This is a genomic window from Streptomyces sp. NPDC053493 (genome assembly GCF_044544825.1).
Classification (GTDB): domain Bacteria; phylum Actinomycetota; class Actinomycetes; order Streptomycetales; family Streptomycetaceae; genus Streptomyces.
Map to the genome: position 1 here is coordinate 92,480 of NZ_JBITXS010000006.1, position 24,097 is coordinate 116,576.

21 protein-coding genes are annotated in these 24,097 nt (G+C 74.4%); 13 read left to right on the forward strand and 8 right to left on the reverse strand.

Annotated elements, in window-relative coordinates; translation table 11 throughout:
• Nucleotides 1–16 precede the first annotated feature (16 nt).
• Nucleotides 17–727, forward strand: a complete 711-nt coding sequence (locus tag ACIGO8_RS18995; RefSeq protein ID WP_399731545.1) for a TetR/AcrR family transcriptional regulator — start codon at nucleotides 17–19, stop codon at nucleotides 725–727.
• 59 nt (nucleotides 728–786) lie between these two features.
• On the opposite strand, the gene ACIGO8_RS19000 is transcribed toward ACIGO8_RS18995, so the two are convergent.
• From ACIGO8_RS19000 to hmgA, 3 genes are all read right to left on the reverse strand, one after another.
• Nucleotides 787–2,007, reverse strand: a complete 1,221-nt coding sequence (locus ACIGO8_RS19000; protein ID WP_399731549.1) for a type ISP restriction/modification enzyme — start codon at nucleotides 2,005–2,007, stop codon at nucleotides 787–789.
• 124 nt (nucleotides 2,008–2,131) lie between these two features.
• Entirely contained in the window at nucleotides 2,132–2,881 is a 750-nt protein-coding gene (locus ACIGO8_RS19005; RefSeq protein ID WP_399731552.1) for a GntR family transcriptional regulator, read from the reverse strand.
• Nucleotides 2,882–2,943: 62 nt separating this feature from the next.
• A complete protein-coding gene (gene hmgA / locus ACIGO8_RS19010) occupies nucleotides 2,944–4,269 on the reverse strand; it encodes a homogentisate 1,2-dioxygenase (RefSeq protein WP_399731556.1) in 1,326 nt (441 codons plus the stop codon).
• 150 nt (nucleotides 4,270–4,419) lie between these two features.
• Here hmgA and ACIGO8_RS19015 point away from each other — a divergent pair, with 150 nt between their 5' ends.
• From ACIGO8_RS19015 to ACIGO8_RS19050, 8 genes are all read left to right on the forward strand, one after another.
• The gene (locus ACIGO8_RS19015; protein ID WP_399731559.1) at nucleotides 4,420–6,513 is read left to right on the forward strand and encodes a right-handed parallel beta-helix repeat-containing protein; all 2,094 of its coding nucleotides are present in this window, start codon (nucleotides 4,420–4,422) and stop codon (nucleotides 6,511–6,513) included.
• Nucleotides 6,510–7,301, forward strand: a complete 792-nt coding sequence (locus ACIGO8_RS19020; protein WP_399731562.1) for a hypothetical protein — start codon at nucleotides 6,510–6,512, stop codon at nucleotides 7,299–7,301. Before ACIGO8_RS19015 ends, ACIGO8_RS19020 begins: the two co-directional genes overlap by 4 nt.
• Nucleotides 7,302–7,486: 185 nt before the next feature.
• Nucleotides 7,487–8,749: a hypothetical protein gene (locus ACIGO8_RS19025; RefSeq protein ID WP_399732407.1), complete on the forward strand. Its 1,263-nt coding sequence runs from the start codon at nucleotides 7,487–7,489 to the stop codon at nucleotides 8,747–8,749.
• 145 nt (nucleotides 8,750–8,894) lie between these two features.
• Nucleotides 8,895–9,485: a TetR family transcriptional regulator gene (locus ACIGO8_RS19030; protein WP_399732409.1), complete on the forward strand. Its 591-nt coding sequence runs from the start codon at nucleotides 8,895–8,897 to the stop codon at nucleotides 9,483–9,485.
• Nucleotides 9,486–9,567: 82 nt separating this feature from the next.
• A complete protein-coding gene (locus ACIGO8_RS19035; RefSeq protein WP_399731564.1) occupies nucleotides 9,568–11,880 on the forward strand; it encodes a molybdopterin-dependent oxidoreductase in 2,313 nt (770 codons plus the stop codon).
• 121 nt (nucleotides 11,881–12,001) lie between these two features.
• On the forward strand, nucleotides 12,002–13,459 hold the full coding sequence (locus ACIGO8_RS19040; RefSeq protein WP_399731567.1) for a CitMHS family transporter: 1,458 nt from the start codon (nucleotides 12,002–12,004) through the stop codon (nucleotides 13,457–13,459).
• Nucleotides 13,460–13,649: 190 nt separating this feature from the next.
• The gene (locus ACIGO8_RS19045; RefSeq protein ID WP_399731569.1) at nucleotides 13,650–14,336 is read left to right on the forward strand and encodes a hypothetical protein; all 687 of its coding nucleotides are present in this window, start codon (nucleotides 13,650–13,652) and stop codon (nucleotides 14,334–14,336) included.
• Between the two features lie 157 nt (nucleotides 14,337–14,493).
• Nucleotides 14,494–15,177 (forward strand): class F sortase, encoded by a 684-nt coding sequence (locus ACIGO8_RS19050; RefSeq protein WP_399731572.1) that lies wholly within the window; start codon nucleotides 14,494–14,496, stop codon nucleotides 15,175–15,177.
• 21 nt (nucleotides 15,178–15,198) lie between these two features.
• Here the strand turns inward: ACIGO8_RS19050 and ACIGO8_RS19055 are convergent, their stop codons facing one another.
• On the reverse strand, nucleotides 15,199–15,618 hold the full coding sequence (locus ACIGO8_RS19055) for a hypothetical protein (RefSeq protein ID WP_399731575.1): 420 nt from the start codon (nucleotides 15,616–15,618) through the stop codon (nucleotides 15,199–15,201).
• Between the two features lie 563 nt (nucleotides 15,619–16,181).
• Here ACIGO8_RS19055 and ACIGO8_RS19060 point away from each other — a divergent pair.
• Both ACIGO8_RS19060 and ACIGO8_RS19065 read left to right on the forward strand, forming a co-directional pair.
• On the forward strand, nucleotides 16,182–17,573 hold the full coding sequence (locus ACIGO8_RS19060; protein WP_399731577.1) for an aldehyde dehydrogenase family protein: 1,392 nt from the start codon (nucleotides 16,182–16,184) through the stop codon (nucleotides 17,571–17,573).
• Nucleotides 17,574–17,710: 137 nt separating this feature from the next.
• Nucleotides 17,711–18,790: a Zn-dependent alcohol dehydrogenase gene (locus ACIGO8_RS19065; RefSeq protein ID WP_399731580.1), complete on the forward strand. Its 1,080-nt coding sequence runs from the start codon at nucleotides 17,711–17,713 to the stop codon at nucleotides 18,788–18,790.
• Nucleotides 18,791–18,840: 50 nt separating this feature from the next.
• Here ACIGO8_RS19065 and ACIGO8_RS19070 read toward each other — a convergent pair whose 3' ends face one another.
• The 4 genes from ACIGO8_RS19070 to ACIGO8_RS19085 form a co-directional block, all read right to left on the reverse strand.
• Entirely contained in the window at nucleotides 18,841–19,755 is a 915-nt protein-coding gene (locus ACIGO8_RS19070; protein ID WP_399731583.1) for a DMT family transporter, read from the reverse strand.
• Between the two features lie 80 nt (nucleotides 19,756–19,835).
• A complete protein-coding gene (locus ACIGO8_RS19075) occupies nucleotides 19,836–20,531 on the reverse strand; it encodes an ArsR/SmtB family transcription factor (protein WP_399731586.1) in 696 nt (231 codons plus the stop codon).
• A gap of 18 nt (nucleotides 20,532–20,549) precedes the next feature.
• Complete coding sequence (locus tag ACIGO8_RS19080) at nucleotides 20,550–21,890, reverse strand: HEAT repeat domain-containing protein (RefSeq protein WP_399731589.1); 1,341 nt, start codon at nucleotides 21,888–21,890, stop codon at nucleotides 20,550–20,552.
• Entirely contained in the window at nucleotides 21,857–22,543 is a 687-nt protein-coding gene (locus ACIGO8_RS19085; RefSeq protein WP_399732412.1) for a TetR/AcrR family transcriptional regulator, read from the reverse strand. Before ACIGO8_RS19085 ends, ACIGO8_RS19080 begins: the two co-directional genes overlap by 34 nt.
• Nucleotides 22,544–22,633: 90 nt before the next feature.
• Between ACIGO8_RS19085 and ACIGO8_RS19090 the strand changes: the two genes are divergently transcribed.
• Together ACIGO8_RS19090 and ACIGO8_RS19095 are read left to right on the forward strand one after the other, a co-directional pair.
• Nucleotides 22,634–23,785 carry an acyl-CoA dehydrogenase family protein gene (locus ACIGO8_RS19090; protein ID WP_399731593.1) on the forward strand — a complete coding sequence of 384 codons (1,152 nt, stop codon included), beginning with the start codon at nucleotides 22,634–22,636 and terminating at the stop codon, nucleotides 23,783–23,785.
• Between the two features lie 70 nt (nucleotides 23,786–23,855).
• On the forward strand, nucleotides 23,856–24,086 hold the full coding sequence (locus ACIGO8_RS19095) for a YiaA/YiaB family inner membrane protein (protein ID WP_399731596.1): 231 nt from the start codon (nucleotides 23,856–23,858) through the stop codon (nucleotides 24,084–24,086).
• Nucleotides 24,087–24,097: the final 11 nt, after the last annotated feature.

Below are 24,097 nucleotides of genomic sequence, written 5' to 3' on the forward strand. Positions count from 1 at the left end.
GACGAGGTGGTGATCCATGACGGGCCGAGCGGCCGAACCCGAAGTGATCTGGGCGCGCCCCGCGCGCACGGGCCGAGGCCCCAAACCGGCCTACAGCCGCAGCGACATCACGGACGCGGCCGTCCGCATCGCCGACGCCGACGGCATCGACGCCGTCTCCATGCGCCGGATCGCCGCCGAGCTCGGCTGCGGCACCATGTCGCTGTACAACTACGTGCCGCGCAAGGAAGACCTGTACGAGCTGATGGTCGACCAGGCCAGCGGCGAGTACGCACTCGGCGGCCCCAGCGGCGACTGGCGCGCCGACATGCGGGCGGTGGCCCGCGAGGCCCGCGGCATCCTGCACCGCCACCCCTGGGTCATCCGGCTGATGACCACCGGCTACGCCTACGGGCCCAACGCCCTGCGCTTCCTGGAGCACTGCCTGGAGTGCCTCGCCGGGCTCGACCTGCCCGGCGGCACCAAGATGGAGCTGATCGCCACGGTCAACGGCACCGTCATGACCATCGTCGCCAACGAGCTCGCCGTCGCCGAACGGGCCCGCTCACTGCCCTGGTCCGAAGAGCAGGAACAGGCCGTGCGCCACGCCTACCTCGCGAGCCGGCTCGCCAGCGGCGCCTACCCGCGCCTGACCGCCCTCTTCGCCGAGGCCGCCCCGCCGCTCGACGCGGAGGAGGTCTTCACCCGGACGATCGACCGGGTCCTCGACTCGTTCGCCAAGGACTAGGTCGTGTCGATCAGGCCGGGCTCGCGGCCTGATCGACGGGACACCCCCTGGCCGCCGGCCTACAGCAGCGCGAACTGCCCTTCCGGGCCCTCCTCCTGGTGGTCCAGCACCGACGCGGGCCGGCGTGCCGCCTCCGGTACGGGCAGCAGTCCGGCCTCCCGCAGCGCGCCCCGGTCCGCACCGGACGCCACCGCACGCGCCGTGAGCGCCGCGCGCTCCGGCTCGGCCTCGGCGAGCAGCGCGAGGACCGTGATCAGTTCGAGCAGCTCCGAGGTCCACTCCTGCGGCCAGGCGGCCGGGCCGATCGCCTCCAAGCTGCCCGGCTCGGCCGGCGCCGTCCGGTGCGCGAACCACTGCTCGAGCACCCGCACCCCGCCCACCTCGAACTCCCACGCCCCGGCCGGTACGGGAGAGATCCGGCCCTCGCCCAGGCACAGCACCTCGTCGTCGGCGTCGTACGACAGCTCCGTGGGCCGGGCCGGCACGGCGGCCCGCACATACGGCCGGCGGCCGCCCGGCAGCCGGGGCCGCTCACCGCCCCGGGCCCCGCGCAGCTGCACCTCGACGAGCCGCCGGCCGAGCGCCACGCCCGCCGCCCACACCTGAGGGTCCTCGGGCAGCGGCACCCGGCAGCCGGTGGGGGTGGGGAGCGCCGCCGCCACCGCCCAGGCCGGCACGTCCGCCGCGCCGACCTCGTACCCGTACCGCCGGCTCAGCAGCGGCAGCAGGCCGGGCGCCAGATTGGGCTCCCGACCGCCGGGGCGGCGGAACAACGGACGGATCCGGCCCGGCCGGCCCGCCGGGGACCGGCCCTCGGGCAGCGCGGCCGTCATCAACAGCGCGGGACCCGCGGCGCCCGGCACGTAACCCTGCTCCACCGCGAACAGCTGGTGGCCGTCGGCGACCCGCCACAGCTCGGGCCGCGCGGTGTCGATCAGCCGGTGGTCGGGCAGCAGCCACTGCTCGTCGAACGGGCCGTGCGCGAGCCGCACCGGCTCCGGGCAGGGCCCCGGCTCACGGGACAGGCGCACCGTGCCCGTCCGCTGCCCGGGCAGCGCGGCCACCGAACTCGACGGCGTCCTGGCCCGGCTGGGGCGGAACAGCTCCTCGCGCCGCGCGCCCTCCGCCGCGACGAGCCGGTCCCAGCGGGCCCTGAGGGTGCGCACGTCCGGCGCGACGATCCAGGAGCGGCCGAGCCGCAGCGGCGCCACGGACCACGGCATCAGCTCGTCGAGCAGGGGCAGCTCGTCGAGGCGTACGTCTTCCGTCACGCCCCGCATGCTAACGAGGGCCCTCCGCGCGCCTCCACCACGCGTGCGCCGCCGTTGTCGGCGACCCGTCGGCGACCTGGCGTCGGCGGGTCCGGCCGCGCGCCCGCGCCGGCGCCGTCCGCGCCCGGGCCCGTCAGTGCGCCTCGACCGTCACCGTGAAGGAGAAGCGGTCGCCGCGGTAGCGGATCCGGGCCACGTCCACCACCCGGCCCTCGTCGTCGTACGTCACACCGGTGTAGTGCAGGATCGGCGAGAGCAGCGGCACCTGGAGCAGCTCCGCCGTCTCCGGGTCGGCCAGCCGGGCCTCGACCGTGTCCGTGATCCGGCTGATCCGCACCCCGACGACGTCCCGCAGCACCTTCGTCATCGGCCAGCGCTCCAGATCGGCCGGATCGATGCCGGCGGCGAGCTCGGGCAGCACCGCGTTCTCGGCCCAGTTGGTGGGCTCGCCGCTCTCGCCGTCCGCGCGCAGCCGGCGGAAGACCGCGACCTCGGCGAGCCCCGGGAAGTACTCGGCCAGCTCGCCGGGGACCGGCTCGGTGCCGTGGCCGAGCACGGTCGTCCGCTCGCCGGACTGCTGGGCCACGATCGCGTCGATCGAGCCCAGCAGCCGGCGCGGGCTGGAGCGCCGGGCACCCGGTTCGATGAAGGTGCCGCGCCGCCGGTGCCTGCTGATCAGGCCCTCCTCCTCCAGCTCCTTGAGGGCCTGGCGCATGGTCAGCACGCTCACGCCGTAGTGCGCGGCCAGCTGCTCCTCGGTGGGCAGCCGCAGCGAGGCGTCCGGGGAGCGGCCGAGTATGGAGGCGCGCAGCGACTGCGAGACCTGGTACCAGAGCGGCAGCTTCCGGTTCAGGACCAGCGAGTCGGGAGCGAAGGCGGTCACGGCTCTCTCCATACGACGACCGAACGACGACTATGAGACATCCGGCCGGATGTTACGGCTGCTTACGGCCGGAAGTGGCGCTCCAGACCCTGCCACACGTCGTCGTAGCCGCGCTGCAGGTGGTCGGCACCGGCCGCCTGCGCGGTGGTGGTGACCGGCCAGCGGGTCTCGAACATGAAGGCCAGACCGTCGTCGATCTTCTGCGGCTTCAGCTCGGCGGCGCTCGCCTTGTCGAAGGTCTCCCGGTCGGGGCCGTGCGCGGACATCATGTTGTGCAGCGAGCCACCGCCCGGAACGAAGCCCTCCGCCTTTGCGTCGTAGGCACCCTCGATCAGGCCCATGTACTCGCTCATCACGTTGCGGTGGAAGTACGGCGGGCGGAAGGTGTCCTCGCCCACCAGCCAGCGCGGGGCGAAGACGACGAAGTCGACGCCCGCGAGGCCGGGAGTGTCGGACGGCGAGGTCAGCACCGTGAAGATCGACGGGTCGGGGTGGTCGTAGGAGATCGTCCCGATGACGTTGAACCGGCGCAGGTCGTAGACGTACGGCGTGTGGTTGCCGTGCCAGGCGACGACGTCCAGCGGCGAGTGGTCGTAGGTCGCGGACCAGAGGTTGCCGCAGTACTTGTTGACCACCTCCACCGGGCCCTCGACGTCCTCGTACGCGGCGACCGGTGCCCGGAAGTCGCGTGCGTTGGCCAGACCGTTCGCGCCGATCGGGCCGAGGTCGGGCAGCTGGAACGGCGCGCCGTAGTTCTCGCAGACGTAGCCGCGGGCCGTGTCGTCGAGCAGCTCGACCCGGAAGCGGACGCCGCGCGGGATCAGCGCGACCTCGCCGGGGCTCGCCGCGAGATCGCCGAGCTCGGTGCGCAGCAGCAGCCCGCCGTGCTCCGGAACGATCAGCAGCTCGCCGTCGGCGTCGCTGAAGACCCGCTCCATGGGCGCGTTCGCGTGGTAGAGGTGCACCGCCATGCCGGCGCGCTGGGTCGCGTCGCCGTTGCCGCCCAGCGTCCACAGACCGGCCAGCCAGTCGGTGCCGGCCGGCGGCTGCGGCAGCGGGTTCCAGCGCAGCCGGTTCGGGTCGGGCACGGTCTCGGTGAAGGGCGCGCTGCGCACGGCGCCGTTGTCGATCCGGGTGAACGGCGGATGGGCGGCCGAGGGGCGGATCCGGTAGAGCCAGGAGCGCCGGTTGTGCGCCCGGGGCTCGGTGAAGGCGCTGCCGCTGAGCTGCTCCGCGTACAGGCCGAGCGGGGCCCGCTGCGGCGAGTTCCGGCCGTCCGGAAGGGCCCCGGGGACGGCCTCCGAGCTGTGCTCGTTGCCGAAGCCCGTGCTGTAGGTCAGTGCCTCGGCGGTCTTTCTCGCCCGTTCCGCGTTCGTGTCCGCGTTCATCGCGTGCTCCTGTCCTGACGCTCACAACAATCCTATGCATGACCGTAGGATTCCGCTCCCGCTCGCGTCAACGGGGCTTTGCCGGGCTGTCTTGGACGTGGTGGGTGCACGAGGGGTTCCAAAAGATGAACAATGCTCTACTCTCACGCCATGTCATGGACCCGACGGTTCGTTCTCGCGCTCTCGGTCGTGCTCGCGGCACTCGCCGCCGCCCTCTCCACCGCACCCGCCGCCCAGGCCCACGAGGAGCGGCCCGTCACCTTCCCCGACGGCACCGGAAGCGTGCCCGCCCTGCGCACCGGCGAGCCCGACCTGCTCGTGTGCAAGACCGACCGGGCCGCCTTCGAACGGCGCGTCGCCGGCTTCCCGGCCGCCCTCAAGGCCCGCAACCTCACCCTCTACGAGCGCTGCGCCCGCGCCGGCTACCGCCACCTCCAGCAAGCCGTCGACGCCGTCGACCGGCCCGGCATGACCATCGCGATCCTGCCCGGCCTCTACGAGGAGGAGCCGTCCCTGCCCGCGCCCACCGGCGCCTGCGCCGCGCTCAAGGCCCCGCGCTCCTCCTTCGGCTACCAGATCCTCAGCTACGAGCAGCAGCGCCGCTGCCCGCACAACCAGAACCTCGTCGCCATCCTCGGCAAGAAGAACCTCCAGATCGAAGGCACCGGAGCCTCCCGGCTCGACGTCGTCATCGACGCGAAGTACGCCAAACTCAACGCCCTGCGCGCCGACAAGTCCGACGGCGTCTACTTCCGCAACTTCACCGCCCAGCGCACCACCTTCAACGCGCTCTACGTCCTGGCCGGCGACGGCTTCGTCATCGACGACGTCCTCACCCGCTGGAACGACGAATACGGCTTCCTCACCTTCGCCTCCGACCACGGCCTCTACAAGAACTGCGAGTCCTACGGCAACGGCGACTCCGGCATCTACCCCGGCTCGGCCTCGAACATCAACGACGGCCGCGGCTACGACGTCCCGCGCCACTCCATCGAGATCACCGGCTGCCGCAGCCACCACAACATGGTCGGCTACAGCGGCACCGCCGGAGACTCCGTCCACGTCCACGACAACGAGTTCGACCACAACATGGGCGGCGCCTCCATGGACTCCGCCTTCCCCGGCCACCCCGGACTCCCGCAGAACCACGCCCGCTTCGAGCGCAACCTGATCCACGACAACAACCAGAACTACTACCCGTACGTCGCCGACGGCACCTGCGCCAAGCCGCCCGTCGAACGCGGCTACGAACAGGGCGTCGTCTGCCCGCAGATCTCCATGCCGCCCGGCACCGGCATCATCACCGCGGGCGGCAACTGGAACCTCTACGAGAACAACTGGATCTACGGACACCAGCGCGCCGCCTTCTTCCTCAGCGCCGTCCCCGCCTTCATCCGCGGCGAGGACGCCTGGGGCAAACAGACCGACACCTCCCACCACAACCGCTACGCCGGCAACCACCTCGGCGTCGACCGCTCCGGCGCCTCCCGCCCCAACCGCACCGACGTCTGGTGGGACGGCCAGGGCGAAGGCAACTGCTGGCAGCCCGACGCCGGCGCCGCCACGCCCCACGCCCTGCCCGACTGCGGCGCCCGCCGCGGCCAGGTCTCCGGCGCCGGCGCCCGCCTCGTCGGCGAACCCGTGAAACTCGCCCAACTCCTCGTCTGCGCCGACTACAACGTCCAGGCCCGGCGGCTGCCCGCGGGCTGCGACTGGTACGGCGCGCGCGGCATCCACCGCGTCGAGACCCAGCTCGCCCTCGGCACCGCCGTCGTCCTCGCCCTCGTCGGCACCGTCCTGTGGCACCGCCGGCTGCGCGGCAACCGCCTCGCCGGCGCCGCGACCCTCCTCGGCCTCCTCGGCCTCGCCCTCGACGTCGCCGGCTCCACCCTCGCCCTGACCCCGACCCTCCTCCCCGCCCTCGCCCTCCTGCTCACCGGCCTGTGGTGGACGGCCCTCGGCCTCGCGCTGCGCACCGCGAACCCCCGCCGCCCCGCCTTCGCCCGGACGACCCTGGCCCTCGGCGCCCTCACCCTCCTCGACGCCTTCGACAAGGCGGTCCTGATGATCCCCTGGATCCCGCTGAGCCCCGCGTGGGTGCGCGGACTGCTCGCGGTGGTGTGGGTGCTGTGGGCCGTGATCGTCGCGGGCACCCGCCGCCCCGCCCTCCCCGAGCCCCCCGCCCCCGGCCCCGCCCCCGCCCAAGTCCCCACCCCCTCCGCCCCGGCCGGCGGTGCCGCGTGAGCGCCCGCCGAGGAGCACCCCGCGCGGCGAGCGCGTTGCTCGCCCTCGCCCTGGCCGCCGCCCTGCTGGCCGGCTGTGGTGGGCGCCCCACCACCCACCACAAGCCCGGCACCGGCCACCAGGAGGCCACCGGCGGCAACGGCACCCTCCTCACGGCCCGCGACAGCACCAGACACCGCCTCCGCGAGGTGCCCGCCGCCGGCGCACCCGCCGTGCGCATCGAGACCCGGCCCGACAGCGAGGGCGGCTGGAACGTCCACCTCCTCGTGGAGAGGTTCCGCTTCACCCCGGAGAGCACCGGCGGCGCCGCCCTCCCCGGCCGCGGCCACGCCCGGCTCCTCGCCGACGGCCGCGAGACCGCCCGCGCCTACGGCCCCTGGGCCCACGTCCCGGCCGGTGCCCGCACCCTCACCGCCCGCCTCTACGCCGACGACCACACCGCCTGGGCCGTCGCGGGCCGCCCCGTCGAGGCCACCGTCCGCCTCGGCGCCCCACCGGCCGCCGGCACCCCGACCGCCGTGCCCGCCGACCGTACCCTGACGATCACCGTCACCGGCGACTCCGTACAACCACCTCCATCCCGCGTCGAGTTGAAGAAGGGTGAACGCCTCACCCTCCGGGTGACCGGCGACCGTGCCGACACCCTCCATGTCCACGGCTACGACCGCGAACTGCCGCTCACGCCCGGCACGACCGCCACCCTCACCCTCACCCTCGACCGCACCGGCCTCTTCGAGGTCGAGACCCACGAGTCCGGACTCGTGCTGACCCAACTCGTCGTCCGATGACGGGCCTCGCGACGGCCGCCCTGACGGCCGCCGGGCGCCACGCCGCCGAACTCCCCGCCGCTGCCGGACTCCAGGCCGCCGGACTCCCCGGGGCTGCCGGACTCCCCGCTGCCGAACTCCCCGGCGCGGGGCTCCGCGCCGCGGGGCTCCATGCCCCGGGACTGCTCCCGGGGCATGGGGCGCCGCTGCCGCTCGCCCATGGCGTGGGCTCCCAGCACGACCTGCCCCTCTCGCCCTTCTACGCCTACGCCGGCGCCTTCGCCGCGCTCTTCGTCTCCTTCCTCTCCCTCGGCCTGCTCTGGTCCACCTCCCGTTTCCGCGGCGACCTGGCCGGCCGCCCGCTGCCCGCCGCGGTCCAGCGGCTCGCCGACGCCCCCGCCACCCGCACCGTCCTGCGGGTCCTCGGCGCCGCCGCCGCGCTCGCCGTCGTCCTCCACCTCCTCCTCGGCCCCGACGACCCGGACCGCAACCCCGCGCCCGGCGCGGTCTACGTCCTGCTCTGGGTCGGACTCGTCCCCGCCTCCCTTCTCCTCGGCCCCGTCTGGCGCCTCCTCAACCCGCTGCGCACCCTCCACGCCCTGCTTCCCGCCCGGCGCCCGCCCCGCCCGCTGCCCGCCCGGCTGGGCATCCGGCCCGCGGCCGCCGGACTGCTCCTCTTCACCTGGCTCGAACTGGTCGCTCCCGACAACACCGCGGCCCCCGTTCTGCTGGCCGCCCTCGCCGTCCACACCGCCGTCCACCTCGTCGGCGCCGCCCGGCACGGCCCCGACTGGTTCGGCCACGCCGACCCCTTCGAGGTCTACTCCTCCCTCCTCGCCCGGCTCTCCCCGCTCGGCCGCCGCGCCGACGGCCGCCTGGTCCTGCGCTCTCCGCTCGACGGCCTCGACGCCACCGCGCCCCGGCCCGGTCTCGTCGCCACCGTCTGTGTCCTCCTCGGCTCCACCGCCTACGACGGCTTCTCCGACAGCCCGCGCTGGATCACCCTCCTCCAGACCTCACCCCTCGGCCGCACGCCGACCGCCACGCTCGGACTCCTCGCCTCCGTCGCCCTCGTCGCCGCGCTCTACGGTCTGTGCGCGGGCGCCCTGCGTCTGCTCGACCGCTCCGTCACCACCCCGCTCACCTCCTTCGCCCACTCGCTCCTGCCCATCGCCCTCGGCTACCTCGTGGCCCACTACTTCACACTCTTCGTGACGGAAGGACCACGTACCGTCATCATGGCAGCCGGCACTGACAACGCCCTCGCGCCCGCTCCACCCCTGGGTCCCGGCGGCCTCGCCACCCTCCAGGTCGCCGCCGTCGTCACCGGCCACGTCCTCGGCGTCGTCGCCGCCCACGACCGCGCCGTGCGGCTCTTCCCGCCCGCCCGCGCCGTCGCCGGCCAACTTCCGCTGTTCGCGCTGATGATCGCCTACACCCTCGGCGGCATCGGACTGCTGATCGCCTGACGCGCACCCGACCGGCATGATGGTCCCCGTGCCCCAGCCCGCACCCGAGTCAGCCCCCGCCCCGCAGCCGCCCGCCGGCCCCGCCCCCCGGCAGCCGTCGCAGCCGCCCGCCGGCCCCGCAGCGCAACGGCCCTCCGGCCCGGCCCTGCGCCGGACGCCCGTGCAGCAGCGCAGCGCCGAGCGCCTCGCCCGTATCCTCGACGCCTGCGCCGAACTCCTCGACGAGACCGGCTACGAGCACCTGAGCACGCGCGCCGTCGCCGTCCGCGCCGGCGTGCCCATCGGCTCCGTCTACCGCTTCTTCGGCAACAAGCGCGCCATGGCCGCCGCTCTCGCCCACCGCAACCTCGACAGCTACGCCGCCCGCATCACCGCCGGCCTCGACGCGCTGCCGGCCGTCGACGCCGCCGGCGCCATCGACACCGTCCTCGACGCGTATCTGGCGATGAAGCGCACCGTGCCCGGCTTCGGTCTCGTCGACTTCGGCGTCCCCGCTCCCGCCGAGGCGGACGACCAGGACCCCAACCTCCGTGTCGCGGACCGGATCTGTGGACTGCTCGCCGCGCCCCTCGGCCGCCCCGCCGACGCCGTCCTGCTCCGCAAGGTCCTCGTCTGCGTCGAGGCCACCGACGCCCTGCTCCGGCTCGCCTTCCGCGCCGACCCGGCCGGTGATCCCGCGCTCGTCGCCGAGACCCGCGCGCTGCTCCACGCGTATCTGGGGCCCTCACTCGCGTAAGGACAAGGCCTGTCGCACCTCCCTACCGGTCGGTATGCTCGCGCTTGCCCGTGCGCCACCGCCCCGCCCCACGGAGACCGCCATGCCGGAGCCCGAGTCCCTCCCGTCCACCGCCCCGCGCATCTGCCCGCTGTGCGAAGCGACCTGCGGGCTGACCCTCACCCTCGACGGCGGCCGGGTCACGGCCGCCCGCGGCGACAAGGACGACGTCTTCAGCCGGGGCTTCATCTGCCCCAAGGGCGCCGCCTTCCCCGAGGTCGACGCCGACCCCGACCGGCTCACCAGCCCTCTCGTCCGCACCGACGGCGTGCTGCGCGAGGCCACCTGGGAGGAGGCCTTCGACCGCGTCGCCGCCGGCATCCGCCCGTTGATCGAGGAGTACGGCCCGAACGCGGTGGCCGTCGTCCTCGGCAACCCCAACGTCCACACCGTCGCCGGCGCCCTCTACCCGCCGCTCCTCCTCGGCGCCCTGCGCACCCGCAACCTCTTCACCGCCTCCACGCTCGACCAGATGCCCAAGCACGTCTCCAGCGGACTGCTCTTCGGCGACGCCTTCGCCATCCCCGTGCCCGACCTGGACCGCACCGACCACCTCCTCATGCTCGGCGCCAACCCGCTGGACTCCAACGGCAGTCTGTGCACCGCTCCCGACTTCCCCGGCCGCCTCAAGGCCCTGCGCCGGCGCGGCGGCACCCTCACCGTCGTCGACCCGCGCCGTACCCGCACCGCCGGCCTCGCCGACCGGCACCTGGCCATCCGCCCCGGCACCGACGCCCTCTTCCTCGCCGCGCTCGTCCACACCCTCTTCGCCGAGGACCTCACGCGCCTCGGCGCCCTCGAGGCGCACACGGCCGACGGAAGCGTCGAGGGAGTGCGCGAGGCGATACGGGACTTCAGCCCGGAAGCGGTCGCCGCCGCCTGCGACCTGGACGCCGAGACCATCCGTACCACCGCGCGCGAACTGGCCGCCGCGCCCACCGCCGCCGTCTACGGACGGATGGGCTCCTCCACCGTCGCGCACGGCACCCTCGGCAACTGGCTCGTCGACGTCCTCAACATCCTCACCGGTAACCTCGACCGCCCCGGCGGCGCCCTCTTCCCGCTCTCCGCCACCGCCCCGGCACCCCGCCCGGCCGGCCCCGGCAAGGGCTTCGCCCTCGGCCGCTGGACCAGCCGGGTCTCGGGCCACCCCGAGGCCAAGGGCGAACTCCCGCTCGCCGCCCTCGCCGAGGAGATCGACACCCCGAGCAGCGCCTCGAGCGACACCCCGAGCGGCACCCCGAGCGGCACCTCGAGCCACACCTCCGGCGGCCCCGCGGGCGAGGGACGTGTCCGGGCGGTCGTCACCGTCGCCGCCAATCCCGTCCTGTCCGCCCCGGACGGCCGGCGCCTCGACGCGGCCCTGGCCACCCTCGACTTCATGGTCTCGGTCGACCCGTACCTCAACGAGACCACCCGGCACGCCGACGTCGTCCTGCCTCCGCCGCCGCCCTCGCAGAGCGCGCACTTCGACTTCGCCTTCAACCAGTTCGCGGTCCGCAACCAGGTCCGCCACACGCCGCCCGCCCTGCCCCTCGCGCCCGGCCTCATGGACGAGTGCGAGATCCACGCCCGGCTCATCCTCGCCGTCTCCGGCATGCACGGCGCCCCGCCCTCGGCCGTCGACGACCTCGCCATCGACACCACCCTCGCCAAGGCCGTCACCCAGGAGCACTCGCCCGTCTTCGGCGAGGACCCGAAGGCCGTCGCCGCCCGCCTGACCGGCGCCACCGGGCCCGAGCGGCGCCTCGACCTGATGCTGCGGCTCGGCCCGTACGCCCGCTCCCACGGCCTCACCCTCGACGTGCTGCGCGCCGCCCCGCACGGCATCGACCTCGGTCCGCTCGAACCGCGCCTGCCCGGTCTCCTCAAGACCCGCAGCGGCCGGATCGAGCTGCTGCCCGAGCCCATCGCCGCCGATCTGCCCCGGCTGCGCGCGGCCCTCGACGCCGCGCTCGAGCCCGGCACGCTCCAGCTCGTCGGGCGGCGCCATCTGCGTTCCAACAACAGCTGGCTGCACAACATCCCCGCCCTCGCCGGCGGCTCCAACCGCTGCACCCTCCAGGTCCACCCGGAGGACGCGGCCCGGCTCGGTCTGGTGGCCGGCGGCGCCGCCCGGATCAAGGCGGAGGGCGGCGAACTGGAGGCGGAAGTGGAGATCACCGACACGGTGCGCCGCGGCGTGGTGAGCCTCCCGCACGGCTGGGGCCACGACCGCCCCGGCACCCGGCTCACCGTCGCGGCCGGGCGGCCCGGAGTCAACGTCAACCAGCTGCTCGACGGCTCGCGGCTCGACCCGCTGTCGGGCACCGCCGTGCTCAACGGATTCCCCGTGGACGTATCACCCTCCCTGTGACCTGGGGTTTTGCTCGTATTGCTCACGCGTCAACGTCTTGTTAACGCGTGAACGGCCCACCTACGGTCATCCGGACCGCCGCTCTGGCGGGAGTTCAAGGGTGAACGTGAGGTGTCCTCCCATGCTGACCATCCTCGGCTTCGCCATGATCGCGACCTTCCTGGTCCTGATCATGATGAAGAAGATGTCGCCGATCGCGGCGCTCGTGCTCATTCCGGCGTTGTTCTGCGTCGCCGTCGGGCAAGGGGCCCAGCTGGGCGACTACGTCATCGAGGGCGTGGGCAAGCTGGCGCCCACCGCCGCGATGCTGATGTTCGCGATCGTCTACTTCGGCGTGATGATCGACGTCGGCCTCTTCGACCCGGTCGTCCGCGGCATCCTGCGCTTCTGCAAGGCCGACCCGGTGCGCGTCGTGGTCGGTACGGCGGTGCTCGCCGCCGTCGTCTCGCTCGACGGCGACGGCTCGACGACCTTCATGATCACGGTCTCGGCGATGTACCCGCTCTACAAGCGGCTGGGCATGAGCCTGGTCGTCATGACCGGTGTCGCCGCGATGGCGAACGGCGTCATGAACACCCTGCCGTGGGGCGGACCCACGGCCCGCGCCGCCACCGCGCTCAAGCTGGACGCGGCCGACGTCTTCGTGCCGATGATTCCGGCGCTCGGCGTCGGCCTGCTCTTCGTCTTCGTCCTCGCCTACGTCCTCGGCCGCCGCGAGCGCCGGCGCATCGGCTATCTGAGCCTGGACGAGGCGCTCACCCCGCACACCGAGACCGCGCTGGTGAAGTCCGGCGGCGGCGCGGACGGCGGCGCGGACGGCGGCGCCGCCGGAGAGCGGGCGGGCCGCGGAGAGGAAGCGGGCCGCGGGGGAGCGAAGGGCGCGGGCTCCGGCGGCGCGGACCTGCCGGAAGGCGGCCACGAGGCGTCCGGCGACGGCTTCCAGGGACTCGACCCGCGGCGGGCGACGCTGCGGCCCCGGCTGTACTGGTTCAACGCCGCGGTCACCGTCGCCCTGCTCACCGCGATGATCATGGAGCTGCTGCCCATCCCGGTGCTCTTCCTGATCGGCGCCGCGCTCGCGCTCACCGTCAACTTCCCGGACATGGCCGACCAGAAGGCCCGGATCGCCGCCCACGCCGACAACGTCCTCAACGTCGCCGGCATGGTCTTCGCCGCCGCCGTCTTCACGGGCGTCCTCACCGGCACCGGCATGGTCAAGCACATGGCGGACTGGCTGGTCGGCGCCATCCCGGACGCCATGGGTCCGCACATGGCGCTCGTCACCGGCGTGCTGAGCCTCCCGCTCACGTACTTCATGTCGAACGACGGCTTCTACTTCGGTGTCCTGCCGGTGCTGGCCGAGGCGGGCGCGGCCCACGGCGTGTCGTCGCTGGAGATCGCCCGCGCCTCCCTGGTCGGTCAGGCGCTGCACATGTCGAGCCCGCTGGTCCCGGCCGCGTACGTCCTCGTCGGCCTGGCGAAGGTCGAGTTCGGCGACCACACCCGCTTCGTCGTGAAGTGGGCGGCGCTGACCTCGCTGGTGGTCCTGGCCGCCGGGATCCTCTTCGGGATCATCTAGGCGCGGCGGCGCGGCGGCGCGGCGGCGCGGGGGCGCGGCGCCGCGGCGGCGTCGGGAGCCGGTACGCGGCCGGACGGGTGGATCTGGAGGGTGGCGCGGCACGGCGCCACCCTCTGTAGTCGTGCGATGACCAATAGTCGGATTATCGGCCTCATTGATCCACTGTCCGTGTACGACTGGAGGAAACCGCATGCCCGCTCAGGCTCTCCGCCCCCTGCTCTCCGCCGCCGTAGCCGGCCTCGCCGCGGGTGCCATCACCCTGGCCGGCGCTCCCGCCGCCTTCGCCGCGCCCGGGGACGACGGCGACATCAAGGTCCACCGGGAGGGCACGGTCGAACCCGACCAGAGCAACCACCCCCAGGTCTGCCGGTTCCACTTCGCCGCCTTCAACTTCAACGACCTCACGGAGATCCACTGGGACATCTACAACCAGCCGCCGGGAACCCCACCGGCGGTCCGCTCGGGCGACATCACCCTCGACGACTCCTTCAACGGCTACAGCCAGGACATGTCGCTCCCCAACGGCATGTACAAGGTCGAGGTGACCTGGACCGGCCAGTCCGGCGCCAAGAAGAGCAAGGTCTTCCGGGTCGACTGCGACGGCACGCCCACCACCCCGCCCACGACCCCGCCGCCCACCACGTACCCGCCCACCACCCCGCCGCCCACCCACCACGGCGGCGGTCACGGCGGCGGCCACCACAAGCCGCCGCACGGACCGGTCGGCGCGGGCGGCGGCGGTGCCGCCGACACCACCGGCACCACTGACGACGGCTCCGCCTTCGGCGTCGGATCGGCCCTCGCCGCGGGTCTCGCGGGCACCGCGGGTCTGATCCTCATCCGCCGGTCGCGCCGCCGCCACAATGGCGCCGCGTAGGTCCGTCCCTCCGCGCAGGACGGCCCCTGCCGGCCGGGCTCCGGCCTCGTCCCCGTACGAGCGGAGCCCGCGCCGGCCCCACCTGCGCGGGCCCGCCCCGCGCGGACGCCTCAACCGCCGGCAGCGCCGGCTCCTCAGGCTCGCCAGAACCGTCGCCGTGACCGTGTCCCTGGTCGTCGGCGGCGTCTGGTGGGCCCAGGGCGAGGAACCGACGGGGCCCGCGCTCGCCGCGGGACCCGCCGCTCACGGGGTCGCCGCACCTGCCCCGGTCCCGGCCCCGGCCGGGACCGGGGCCCGGCCCACGGCCACACCCCGGCCGACGCCCCGGCCCGTGGCCCGGGCGGCGGCGAAACCCCAGCCGCCGCCCGCACCGCTCGGCCGCTCCCGCCCGACCACCCTCGCCGTGCCCGCGATCACCATCGAGGCCCCCGTGCTCGGCCTCGACGTCGACGCCGCCGGCCGGCTGGCCACACCGCCCGTCGACAACCCGCGGGTCGTCGGCTGGTACGCGAACGGCGTCAGCCCCGGAGAGCGCGGCACCGCCGTCGTTGTGGGCCACCGTGACACCCGCACCGGGCCGGCGATCTTCCTCAACCTCAACTCGCTCGACCCGGGCAACACCGTCCGCGTCGCCCGCGCCGACGGCCGCGTCGCCGTCTTCACGGTCGACAAGGTCCGCACGTACGCCAAGACCGCCTTCCCCGACGCCGAGGTCTACGGCGCGTCGAAGCGGCCCGAACTGCGCCTGCTGACCTGCGGCGGAGCCTTCGACCACAAGGCGGGCTACGCCTCGAACATCGTGGTCTTCGCCCACCTCACGAGCGTCGAACGGGAGATCTGAACCCGCCCCGGCGGGCCCACGTCACCTGCGTGCGCCCGCCGGATACGGCACTTCCGCGGCGAGCTCCGCCGCCCGCGTCCGGCCCCGCGCCCGCAGCGCCGCCGCGTGCACCGCACGGGCCTCGCCGCCGGGCCGCAGGCCCGAGCCGCCCGAGCCGCTCGGCGACCAGCTGCCGTACGCCCACGTGCCGGACCCGTCCGCGCCGTCCTCGCCTGCCCGCGCCGGTCCGAGCGCGAACAGCAGGTTGTCTTGCGGCAGTACGGGCCACGCAGGGCAACTCCAGGGCCCGCCGGCACGGATCCGCTCAGGGCAGTTCCGCACCGCGCACCGTGGCGACAACTCGCCAAGCGCTTCCGGCCTCGCGGCCCGGCGGGCACGATGGCTGAGGAGCTGGAAAGATCCCGCGTCCACGGCGTGGAGATCGTCGAGCACCAGCACCACGGGCCGCTCCGCCCTCCAGTTCACCGAGCAGCCCCGCCGTCGCCCGGAACAGCCGGTCCCGCTCCTCCTCGGGACTGCGGCCCACCTCCGGGCGCACGCGGCCCCATCCGCCTTGCCGCCGCACCTCGTGGGCGTGGTCGCGCTGTCCGCGGGCCCGCGAGACGCCGGCGCGGTCGCGTAGAAGACGACGAAGAAGGTCGCCTCGCGGCCGGCTTCGACGGTCGCCGAGAGTCCCGGACCGACCTCGGCCGTCGTCCGGGCTGCGGTTGCCGATGCCCTGCCCTCCGGGCAGACGGCGCTACTCCCGGACGCGGCCCAGGGCCGGGCCCTTACCGGGGAATGACCGCCTTCGCACGGACGGGCAAGGCGGATCCCGCCAGTTCGGCGGCGGCAGGGCTGTCCGGGCGGGCCGTGGACAGGGCGGGGCGGGGACGGCGAGGATCGGTCCGTATCACGGAGAAGAGGCCTGGCGCCCGAAAACTAACAGCGCTAGTTTGGGGTGCTCACGAGGAGCTGAGGCCGCCCCGCCCGGGCGCGCCCCGACCGGCGAGGAGAGACAGCGGATGAAGGCCCACGACGCGATGTACATCGGCGGAGAGTGGCGCGCCGCCGCCTCCCGCGACACGATCGCCGTGATCGACCCCGCCACCGAGCAGGTCGTCGCCCACGTCCCGGCCGGCACCGCCGAGGACGTCGACGCCGCCGTACGCGCCGCGCGCGCCGCCTTCCCCGGCTGGGCCGCCACCCCGCCCGCCGCACGCGCCGCCCGGATCGCCGCCCTGCGCGACGCGCTCGCCGCCCGCGCCGAGGAGATCGCCGCCACGGTCACCACCGAGCTCGGCGCCCCGCCGCAGCTGGCCGCCGCCGTGCACACCGGACTGCCGATCGCCGTCGCCGGCTCGTACGCCGAACTCGCCGCGACCCACCCCTTCGAGGAGAAGGTCGGCAACTCGACCGTCTACTCCGAGCCGGTCGGCGTCGTCGCCGCCATCACTCCCTGGAACTACCCGCTCCACCAGATCGTCGCCAAGGTCGCCCCGGCCCTCGCCGCCGGCTGCGCGATCGTCCTCAAGCCCGCCGAGGACACCCCGCTCACCGCCCAGCTGTTCGCCGAGGCGGTCCACGAGGCCGGCATACCGGCCGGCGTGTTCAACCTGGTCACCGGCCTCGGCGCGGTCGCCGGGCAGGCCCTCGCCGAGCACCCCGGCGTCGACCTCGTCTCCTTCACCGGCTCCACCGCCGTCGGCCGGAAGATCGGCGCGCTCGCCGGCGGCGCCGTCAAGCGCGTCGCCCTCGAACTCGGCGGCAAGTCCGCCAACGTCATCCTGCCGAGCGCCGACCTCGGCAAGGCCGTCGCCGTCGGCATCGCCAACGTCATGTCCAACTCCGGGCAGACGTGCAGCGCCTGGACCCGGATGCTGGTCCACACCGAGCGGTACGAGGAGGCGGTCGCCCTCGCCGCCGAGGCCGTCGCCAAGTACGTCCCCGGCGAGCGCGTCGGCCCGCTCGTCAACGCCCGGCAGCGCGACCGGGTCCGCGGCTACATCGAGCAGGGCCTCGCCGAGGGCGCCCGGCTCGTCGCCGGCGGCCCCGAGGCCCCGCGGCCGACCGGCTACTACGTCGCGCCCACCGTCTTCGCCGACGTCACGCCGGACATGACCATCGCCCAGGAGGAGATCTTCGGCCCGGTCGTCTCGATCATCCGTTACGAGGACGAGGCCGACGCCCTCGCCATCGCCAACGGCACCGTGTACGGGCTCGCCGGCGCCGTCTGGGGCGAGCCGGAGGAGGCCGTCGCCTTCGCCCGCCGCATGGACACCGGCCAGGTCGACATCAACGGCGGCCGCTTCAACCCGCTGGCGCCGTTCGGCGGCTGGAAGCAGTCCGGCGTGGGCCGCGAGCTCGGCGCGCACGGCCTCGCCGAGTACCTCCAGACCAAGTCCCTGCAGTTCTGAGCCCCGCGCCCGCGAGCGCTCCCGCGCCCTGAACGTCCCGCCGCGGGCCTTGCGGGCGCCCCGCCCCGAGCCCGCGAGCGTTCCCGCCCCGAGCCCCGCGCCGTACCCGCGTCGTCCGTACCGAAGGAGTCCCCCGCGTGATCCGCGCCGCCGTCCTGCCCGCCGTCGGCTCTCCTCTGGAGATCACCGGCATCGAACTGCCCGAGCCCGGCCCCGGCCAGGTCCGGGTCCGCCTGGCCGCCGCCGGCGTCTGCCACTCCGACCTGTCGCTGTCCAACGGCACCATGCGGGTGCCCGTCCCGGCCGTCCTCGGCCACGAGGGCGCGGGCACGGTCGTCTCCGTCGGCGAGGGCGTCACCCATGTCGCTCCCGGCGACGGCGTCGTCCTCAACTGGGCGCCGTCCTGCGGCACCTGCCACGCCTGCTCGCTCGGCGAGGTGTGGCTCTGCGCCGACGCGCTGACCGGCGCGGCGAACGTGTACGCCCGCACCGAGGACGGCACCGAGCTCCACCCCGGGCTCAACGTGGCCGCGTTCGCCGAGGAGACCGTCGTCGCGGCCAACTGCGTGCTGCCCGTGCCCGACGGAGTGCCGCTCACCGACGCCGCGCTGCTCGGCTGCGCCGTCCTCACCGGCTGGGGCGCCGTCCACCACTCGGCCCGGGTCCGGGCCGGCGAGTCGGTCGCCGTGTTCGGCGTGGGCGGCGTCGGCCTCGCCACGCTCCAGGCCGCCCGGATCGCCGGGGCCTCGACGATCGTCGCCGTCGACGTCTCGCCCGAGAAGGAGGCCCTGGCGCGGGCGGCCGGTGCCACGGAGTACGTCGTCGCCTCCGACACCACCGCCAAGGAGATACGGAAGCTGACCGGCGGTCACGGCGCCGACGTGGCCGTCGAGTGCGTCGGCCGCGCCGCCACCATCCGTGCCGCCTGGGACTCCACCCGCCGCGGCGGGCGCACCACGGTCGTCGGCATCGGCGGCAAGGACCAGCAGGTCACCTTCAACGCCCTGGAGATCTTCCACTGGGGCCGCACCTTGTCCGGCTGCGTCTACGGCAACTCGAACCCGGCCGAGGACCTCCCGGTCCTCGCCGGTCACATCCGCGCCGGCCGCCTCGACCTCGGCGCCCTCGTCACCGAACGCATCACCCTGGACGGCATCCCGGGCGCCTTCGACAACATGCTCGCGGGCAAGGGCGGCCGAGCCCTGGTCGTCTTCTAGCCCGTCACGGTCGTGAGCCGTCGCGGTCTTGAGCCGTCACGCCCGCTCCGTCACGGCTCCGGTACGGCCACGGGCTTCGCCACCGCCCGCGGCCGGGACCGCGACACGGCCACGCCCGCCAGGCACAGCGCGCCGCCGCCGAGGGTGAGCAGCCCCGGCAGCTCGCCGAGGAGCACCCACGCCATCAGCACCACCAGGGCGGGCACGGCGTACGTCGTCGCGCCCATCCGCCCGGCGGTCGTACGGGCCAGGGCGTAGGCCCAGGTGGTGAAGGCGAGGGCGGTCGGGAACACGCCGAGGTAGACCATGTTGAGGGTCGCCGACAGCGGGGCCCGGCCGGCCTCCTCCACGAGCTGCCAGGCGAACGGCAGACAGGCCACCGCGCCCACCAGGCAGCCGAAGGTCGTCACCTGCAGCGCGCTGCCGTGTGCCAGGGCCGGCTTCTGGGCGACGACGCCGCCCGCGTACGCGATCGCCGCGAGCAGACAGAGCACCACGCCGAGCACCGAGGCGTGGCCCTCGCCCGAGCCGCCCGACATGGACAGTCCGACGGCGACGGCGCCCGCGAAGGACACCGCCATGCCGGCGAGCAGCCGTGGCGGCAGCGACTCCTTCAGGAACCGCGCGCCGAGCAGGGCGATCAGGATCGGGCCGATGTTCACGACCATGGCGGCCGTGCCCGCGTCGACCTCCTGCTCGCCCCAGTTGAGCACCACCATGTAGGCGCCGAACCACAGCAGTCCGGAAACGGCGATCCCGGGCCAGGCCGCGCGCGGCGGCAGCCCTTCGCGCCGTATCAGCAGGACGGCGCCGAGGACGAGGGAGCCGGCGAGGAGCCGCCCGAGGGCGAGGGCGCCGGGGGAGTAGGCGGCCCCGGCGCTGCGGATCGAGACGAAGGCGGAGGCCCACAGGACGACGGTGACACCGGCGGCGGCGAGCGCGAGACGGGAGGTTCGGTTCGGCATGGGACGACCGTAGGGCGCGGACCGTTCGGCGGGCACCGCAATATCGCGGGCGCGACCGGGCGCCGGCGGCGCGGGCCGGGTCAACGCAGGGCCGCCGGCTCGATGCCCAGGGCCGCGTGCAGCGCGCGCTCCCCGTCCGCGGTCACCTTCACCGCCCGCTCGGACCCGATCCGTACGCACCACCCGGCGTCCATGGCGTGCCGGCACAGCGCCGCGCCCGCGAGCCCGGCGAGATGCGGTTTGCGCTCGGTCCAGTCCAGGCAGCCGCGCGCGACGGGCCGCCGGCCCTTGGCCGCGAGCGGGATCCCGAGCCCCTCGAACCAGGCGAGACCGGCGTCGGTGAGCGCGAAGCCGGTGTCCTGGCGCAGCAGTCCCCGGGCGGTCATCGCCTCGGTGACGGCGATGCCGAGCCGGCCGGCGAGGTGGTCGTAGCAGGTCCGCCCGCGCGCCATCGCCTGCCCGGCGTTCGCGGCCCGCAGCCCGCGCGGCGCCTCGGGCACGGCCGGCTCCGAGCGGGCGGCCAAATCCTCGACGAGATGCGCGACGGCGGGATCGGCGAGGCGTACGTAACGGTGCCGGCCCTGGCGTTCCTCCGCGAGGACTCCGCCCGCCACGAGCTTGCCGAGGTGCTCGCTGGCCGTGGACGGCGCCACCCGGGCGTGCCGGGCCAGCTCGCCGGCGGTCCAGGCCCGCCCGTCGAGCAGGGCGAGCACGAAGGCGGCGCGGGTCTCGTCGGCGAACAGCGCGGCGAGCGAGGCGAGGTCTTTGGCGGCCATGACCTCAGGATGCCGCAGTCACTGTTCGGCCGAGGCCGAACTCTCTCGCTGCCTGCGGTTCCGGTCCCACTCCCACACCCGGTCCCAGCGGTGGTCCCACCAGATGTCGGTCCTGTCGTCGCCGATCCGGCCGACCGCCTCCGGCGTGCGCGGATCCTCCCGCAGCATCAGGCCGTAGGCGGCGACGAGGCGCGCGGTCTGGTGCTCGGGGTCGCGCAGGTCGGCGAGCGCGTCGGCGATCTCGGGAGCGTGGTCCGCGGACTCGGCCAGGCACTCCGCCGCACTCCGGCGCACCTCGGCGTCGGGGTCGCGGGCCAGTGCCACCAGGGCGGCGCGGACGTCGGGCGATCCGTCGTGCGCGCGCCCGAGGACCGCGGCCACGGTCCTGCGCACCTCGGCGCTCGGGTCGCGGGAGAGGCCCAGCAGCGCGCCCCGGGGCACGGGCGTGAGCGCCGCCTCCGCGAGGCAGCCCGGTACGGCCGCGCGGACCGCCGGGTCCGGGTGGTCCGCGTACCGCAGGCCGGTCGCCACCAGGTCCGGGTGCTCGTGCTCGCTCGCCCAGGCGAACAGCACGTCCGCGAGGACGCCGGGGTGGGCCTCCTCGGCCGCCCAGCGCGCGAGGAGTGCGCTGTTCTCCTCCGCGTACGGAGTGTCCGCCTCGTCCTCGAACAGGGTCTGGCAGCGCAGCACCTCGGCGGCGAACCGCCGGTGGTACGGGTCGGGATGGTGCGTCAGTGCGGCGACGGCGTCGCGGGTGCTCCGGTCGTGCCGCCCGATGACCACGTGCAGGGCGCTCCACCAGTCGACGTGGTCCGGGTCGTGCCGCGCCGCGGCCCGGTCGGCCAGTTCCCCGAACGGAGTGCGGACGCCCAGCGCCCGTTCGAGCTCGGTCAGGATCGCCGGGTGCCCGGCCCGGACCGTCCGCCCGTCCAGGACCAGTTCCTCCACCTGTCCCCAGGTGCCGTCCTGCACCACGGTCCGTGGACCGGGCGGCGCGGTGCGGCAACGCCGGTCCGCCTCGCGGGCGGTGGCCAGGGCGCGTTCGCCGGCGGGCCCGCGCAGCCGCAGCGCGGGGTCCTTTCCGCGCACCTCCATGAAGACCGCGTAGGAACCTCCCGCGATCGCCCGCAGCAGCGGGGTCGAACCGTCCGGGAGCGGGTGGTCCGGATCGGCCCCGCCCTGCATCAGGGCGTCGGCGGCCCTGGCGTCGTGCGCGGCGACCGCCGCGCACAGCACGGGCAGTCCGTCCGTCCCCGGCGTGTCGGGCCCGGCGCCCTCGTACAGCAGCCGGCCGATCTCCTCCGCGTCCCCCGCCCCCACCGCCGCTACGAGCCGCTCGCTGTGTCCTGCCTGGTCCACTGTCCCCGTACCCCCGCCTCGTACTGCGTCGTCAGCCCGTCGAGCAGCGCCCGCAGCCCCGTGTCGAACGCCCCCCGGTCGACCTGCTCGCGGTGCTCGGCGAGCAGGTGGGCCTGTCCCAGGTGAGGGTAGTCGGCCGGGTCGTAGGCGCCCTCGTCGTCGACGAAGCCGCGGGCGAAGGAGCCGAGGGCGGAGCCGGTGATGAAGTAGCGCATGAGGGCGCCGATCCGGGTGGCCTGCGCGGGCGGCCAGCCCGCCCGCACCATCGCGCCGAAGACGGCGTCCGCGACCTTGAGACCGGCCGGGCGGCGGCCCGGGCCCTGGGCGAGCAGCGGCACCAGGTTCGGATGGTCGGCCAGCGCCGCGCGATAGGAGACGGCCCAGTCGTGCAGCGCGGTGCGCCAGTCCCGCGGGTCGTCGGGCGCGAACATCGACAGGTCGACCTTGGCGCTGACCGCGTCGGCGACGGCGTCCAGGATCTCGTCCTTGGTGCCGAAGTGGTTGTAGAGGGAAGGGCCGCTGACGCCCAGTTCGGCCGCGAGCCGCCGGGTGGAGAGGGCCTCCAGACCTTCGGCGTCCACGAGCGCGCCCGCCGTCGCGACGATGCGGTCTCGGCTGAGGAGGGGCTTGCGCGGTCGGGCCATGGCGCACATAGTAGGCGGGGCCAAGAAAACTAGCAGTGGTAATTAAATCTCGGGCGGCCGCAGCCGGCGGGCCCGGGCCCGGACCGATGGGGTGACGCCATGAACCTGGAGCTCAGCGAGGAGCAGGAGGCCGTACGGCAGCTCGCGCGGGACTTCGTCGCCCGCGAGGTCGCTCCGCACGCCGTCGCGTGGGACCGCGCCGAGAACGTCGACAGGGCGATCGTGAAGAAGCTCGGCGCCGTCGGCTTCCTCGGCCTGACGATCCCCGAGGAGTACGGCGGCTCGGGCGGCGACCACCTGTCGTACTGCCTGGTCACCGAGGAGCTGGGCCGCGGCGACTCCTCCGTCCGCGGCATCGTCTCCGTCTCCCTGGGTCTGGTCGCCAAGACCGTCGCCGCCTGGGGCGACGAGGAGCAGAAGCGGAACTGGCTGCCCCGGCTCACCGCGGGCGACGCCGTCGGCTGCTTCGGCCTGACCGAACCGGGCACCGGCTCCGACGCCGGGAACCTCGCCACCCGCGCCGTACGCGACGGCGACGCCTATGTGATCAACGGCAGCAAGATGTTCATCACCAACGGCACCTGGGCCGACGTCGTGCTGCTCTTCGCCCGCACCGGCGACGTCCCCGGGCCCAAGGGCGTCTCCGCCTTCCTCGTGCCCACCGACACTCCCGGACTCGACCGCACCGCCATCCACGGCAAGCTCGGCCTGCGCGGCCAGGCCACCGCCGAACTGGTCCTGAAGGACGTCCGCGTCCCGGCGAGCGCCCTGCTCGGGCCGGAGGGCAAGGGCTTCTCCGTCGCCATGTCGGCCCTCGCCAAGGGCCGGATGTCGGTGGCCGCCGGATGCGTCGGCATCGCCCAGGCCGCCCTCGACGCGGCGGTGCGCTACGCGGGCGAGCGCGAGCAGTTCGGCAAGCCCATCGCCTCCTACCAGCTCGTCCAGGAGCTGATCAGCGACATCGCGGTCGACGTGGACGCGGCCCGGCTGCTGACCTGGCGGGTCGCCGACCTCGTCGACCGCGGCGAGGACTTCGCCACGGCCGCCTCCAAGGCCAAGCTGTTCGCCTCCGAGGCCGCCGTCCGCTCCGCGAACAACGCCCTGCAGGTCTTCGGCGGCTACGGCTACATCGACGAGTACCCGGTCGGCAAGCTGCTGCGGGACGCCCGCGTGATGACCCTGTACGAGGGCACCAGTCAGATCCAGAAGCTCATCATCGGGCGGGCGCTGACCGGCGTGTCGGCGTTCTGAGTACCTCCGGCGCCGACGTGAGTATCCGGGCGGATGTGGCGCGGGCCACATCCGCCCGATGCTGTCGGGCATGAGCGACTATCCGGTCAGGCCGCAGCACCAGGCCAAGCAGCAGAACACCGCCGCCTACTACGTCCAGGCGGTCGTCTCCTTCGGCATCGCCCTCCTCGCGGTGACCGTCGGGATCTACAAGTTGGACGCCAGCCCCTGGGTCCGCGCCTTCCTCGCGGTCGCGGTCCTCTACCTCACCACCTCCGCCTTCACCCTCGCCAAGGTCGTCCGCGACCGGCAGGAGTCCTGAGCGCGCGCCGC

Excerpts from the sequence above, each read along its gene's own strand:
- ACIGO8_RS19095 (WP_399731596.1), top strand. The coding sequence starts at position 23,856 with ATGAGCGACTATCCGGTCAGGCCGCAGCACCAGGCCAAGCAGCAGAAC.
- ACIGO8_RS19085 (WP_399732412.1), bottom strand. The coding sequence starts at position 22,543 with ATGTGCGCCATGGCCCGACCGCGCAAGCCCCTCCTCAGCCGAGACCGC.
- ACIGO8_RS19060 (WP_399731577.1), top strand. The coding sequence starts at position 16,182 with ATGAAGGCCCACGACGCGATGTACATCGGCGGAGAGTGGCGCGCCGCC.
- ACIGO8_RS18995 (WP_399731545.1), top strand. The coding sequence starts at position 17 with ATGACGGGCCGAGCGGCCGAACCCGAAGTGATCTGGGCGCGCCCCGCG.
- ACIGO8_RS19075 (WP_399731586.1), bottom strand. The coding sequence starts at position 20,531 with ATGGCCGCCAAAGACCTCGCCTCGCTCGCCGCGCTGTTCGCCGACGAG.
- ACIGO8_RS19070 (WP_399731583.1), bottom strand. The coding sequence starts at position 19,755 with ATGCCGAACCGAACCTCCCGTCTCGCGCTCGCCGCCGCCGGTGTCACC.
- ACIGO8_RS19090 (WP_399731593.1), top strand. The coding sequence starts at position 22,634 with ATGAACCTGGAGCTCAGCGAGGAGCAGGAGGCCGTACGGCAGCTCGCG.
- hmgA (WP_399731556.1), bottom strand. The coding sequence starts at position 4,269 with ATGAACGCGGACACGAACGCGGAACGGGCGAGAAAGACCGCCGAGGCA.
- ACIGO8_RS19015 (WP_399731559.1), top strand. The coding sequence starts at position 4,420 with ATGTCATGGACCCGACGGTTCGTTCTCGCGCTCTCGGTCGTGCTCGCG.
- ACIGO8_RS19000 (WP_399731549.1), bottom strand. The coding sequence starts at position 2,007 with ATGCGGGGCGTGACGGAAGACGTACGCCTCGACGAGCTGCCCCTGCTC.
- ACIGO8_RS19035 (WP_399731564.1), top strand. The coding sequence starts at position 9,568 with ATGCCGGAGCCCGAGTCCCTCCCGTCCACCGCCCCGCGCATCTGCCCG.
- ACIGO8_RS19040 (WP_399731567.1), top strand. The coding sequence starts at position 12,002 with ATGCTGACCATCCTCGGCTTCGCCATGATCGCGACCTTCCTGGTCCTG.
- ACIGO8_RS19045 (WP_399731569.1), top strand. The coding sequence starts at position 13,650 with ATGCCCGCTCAGGCTCTCCGCCCCCTGCTCTCCGCCGCCGTAGCCGGC.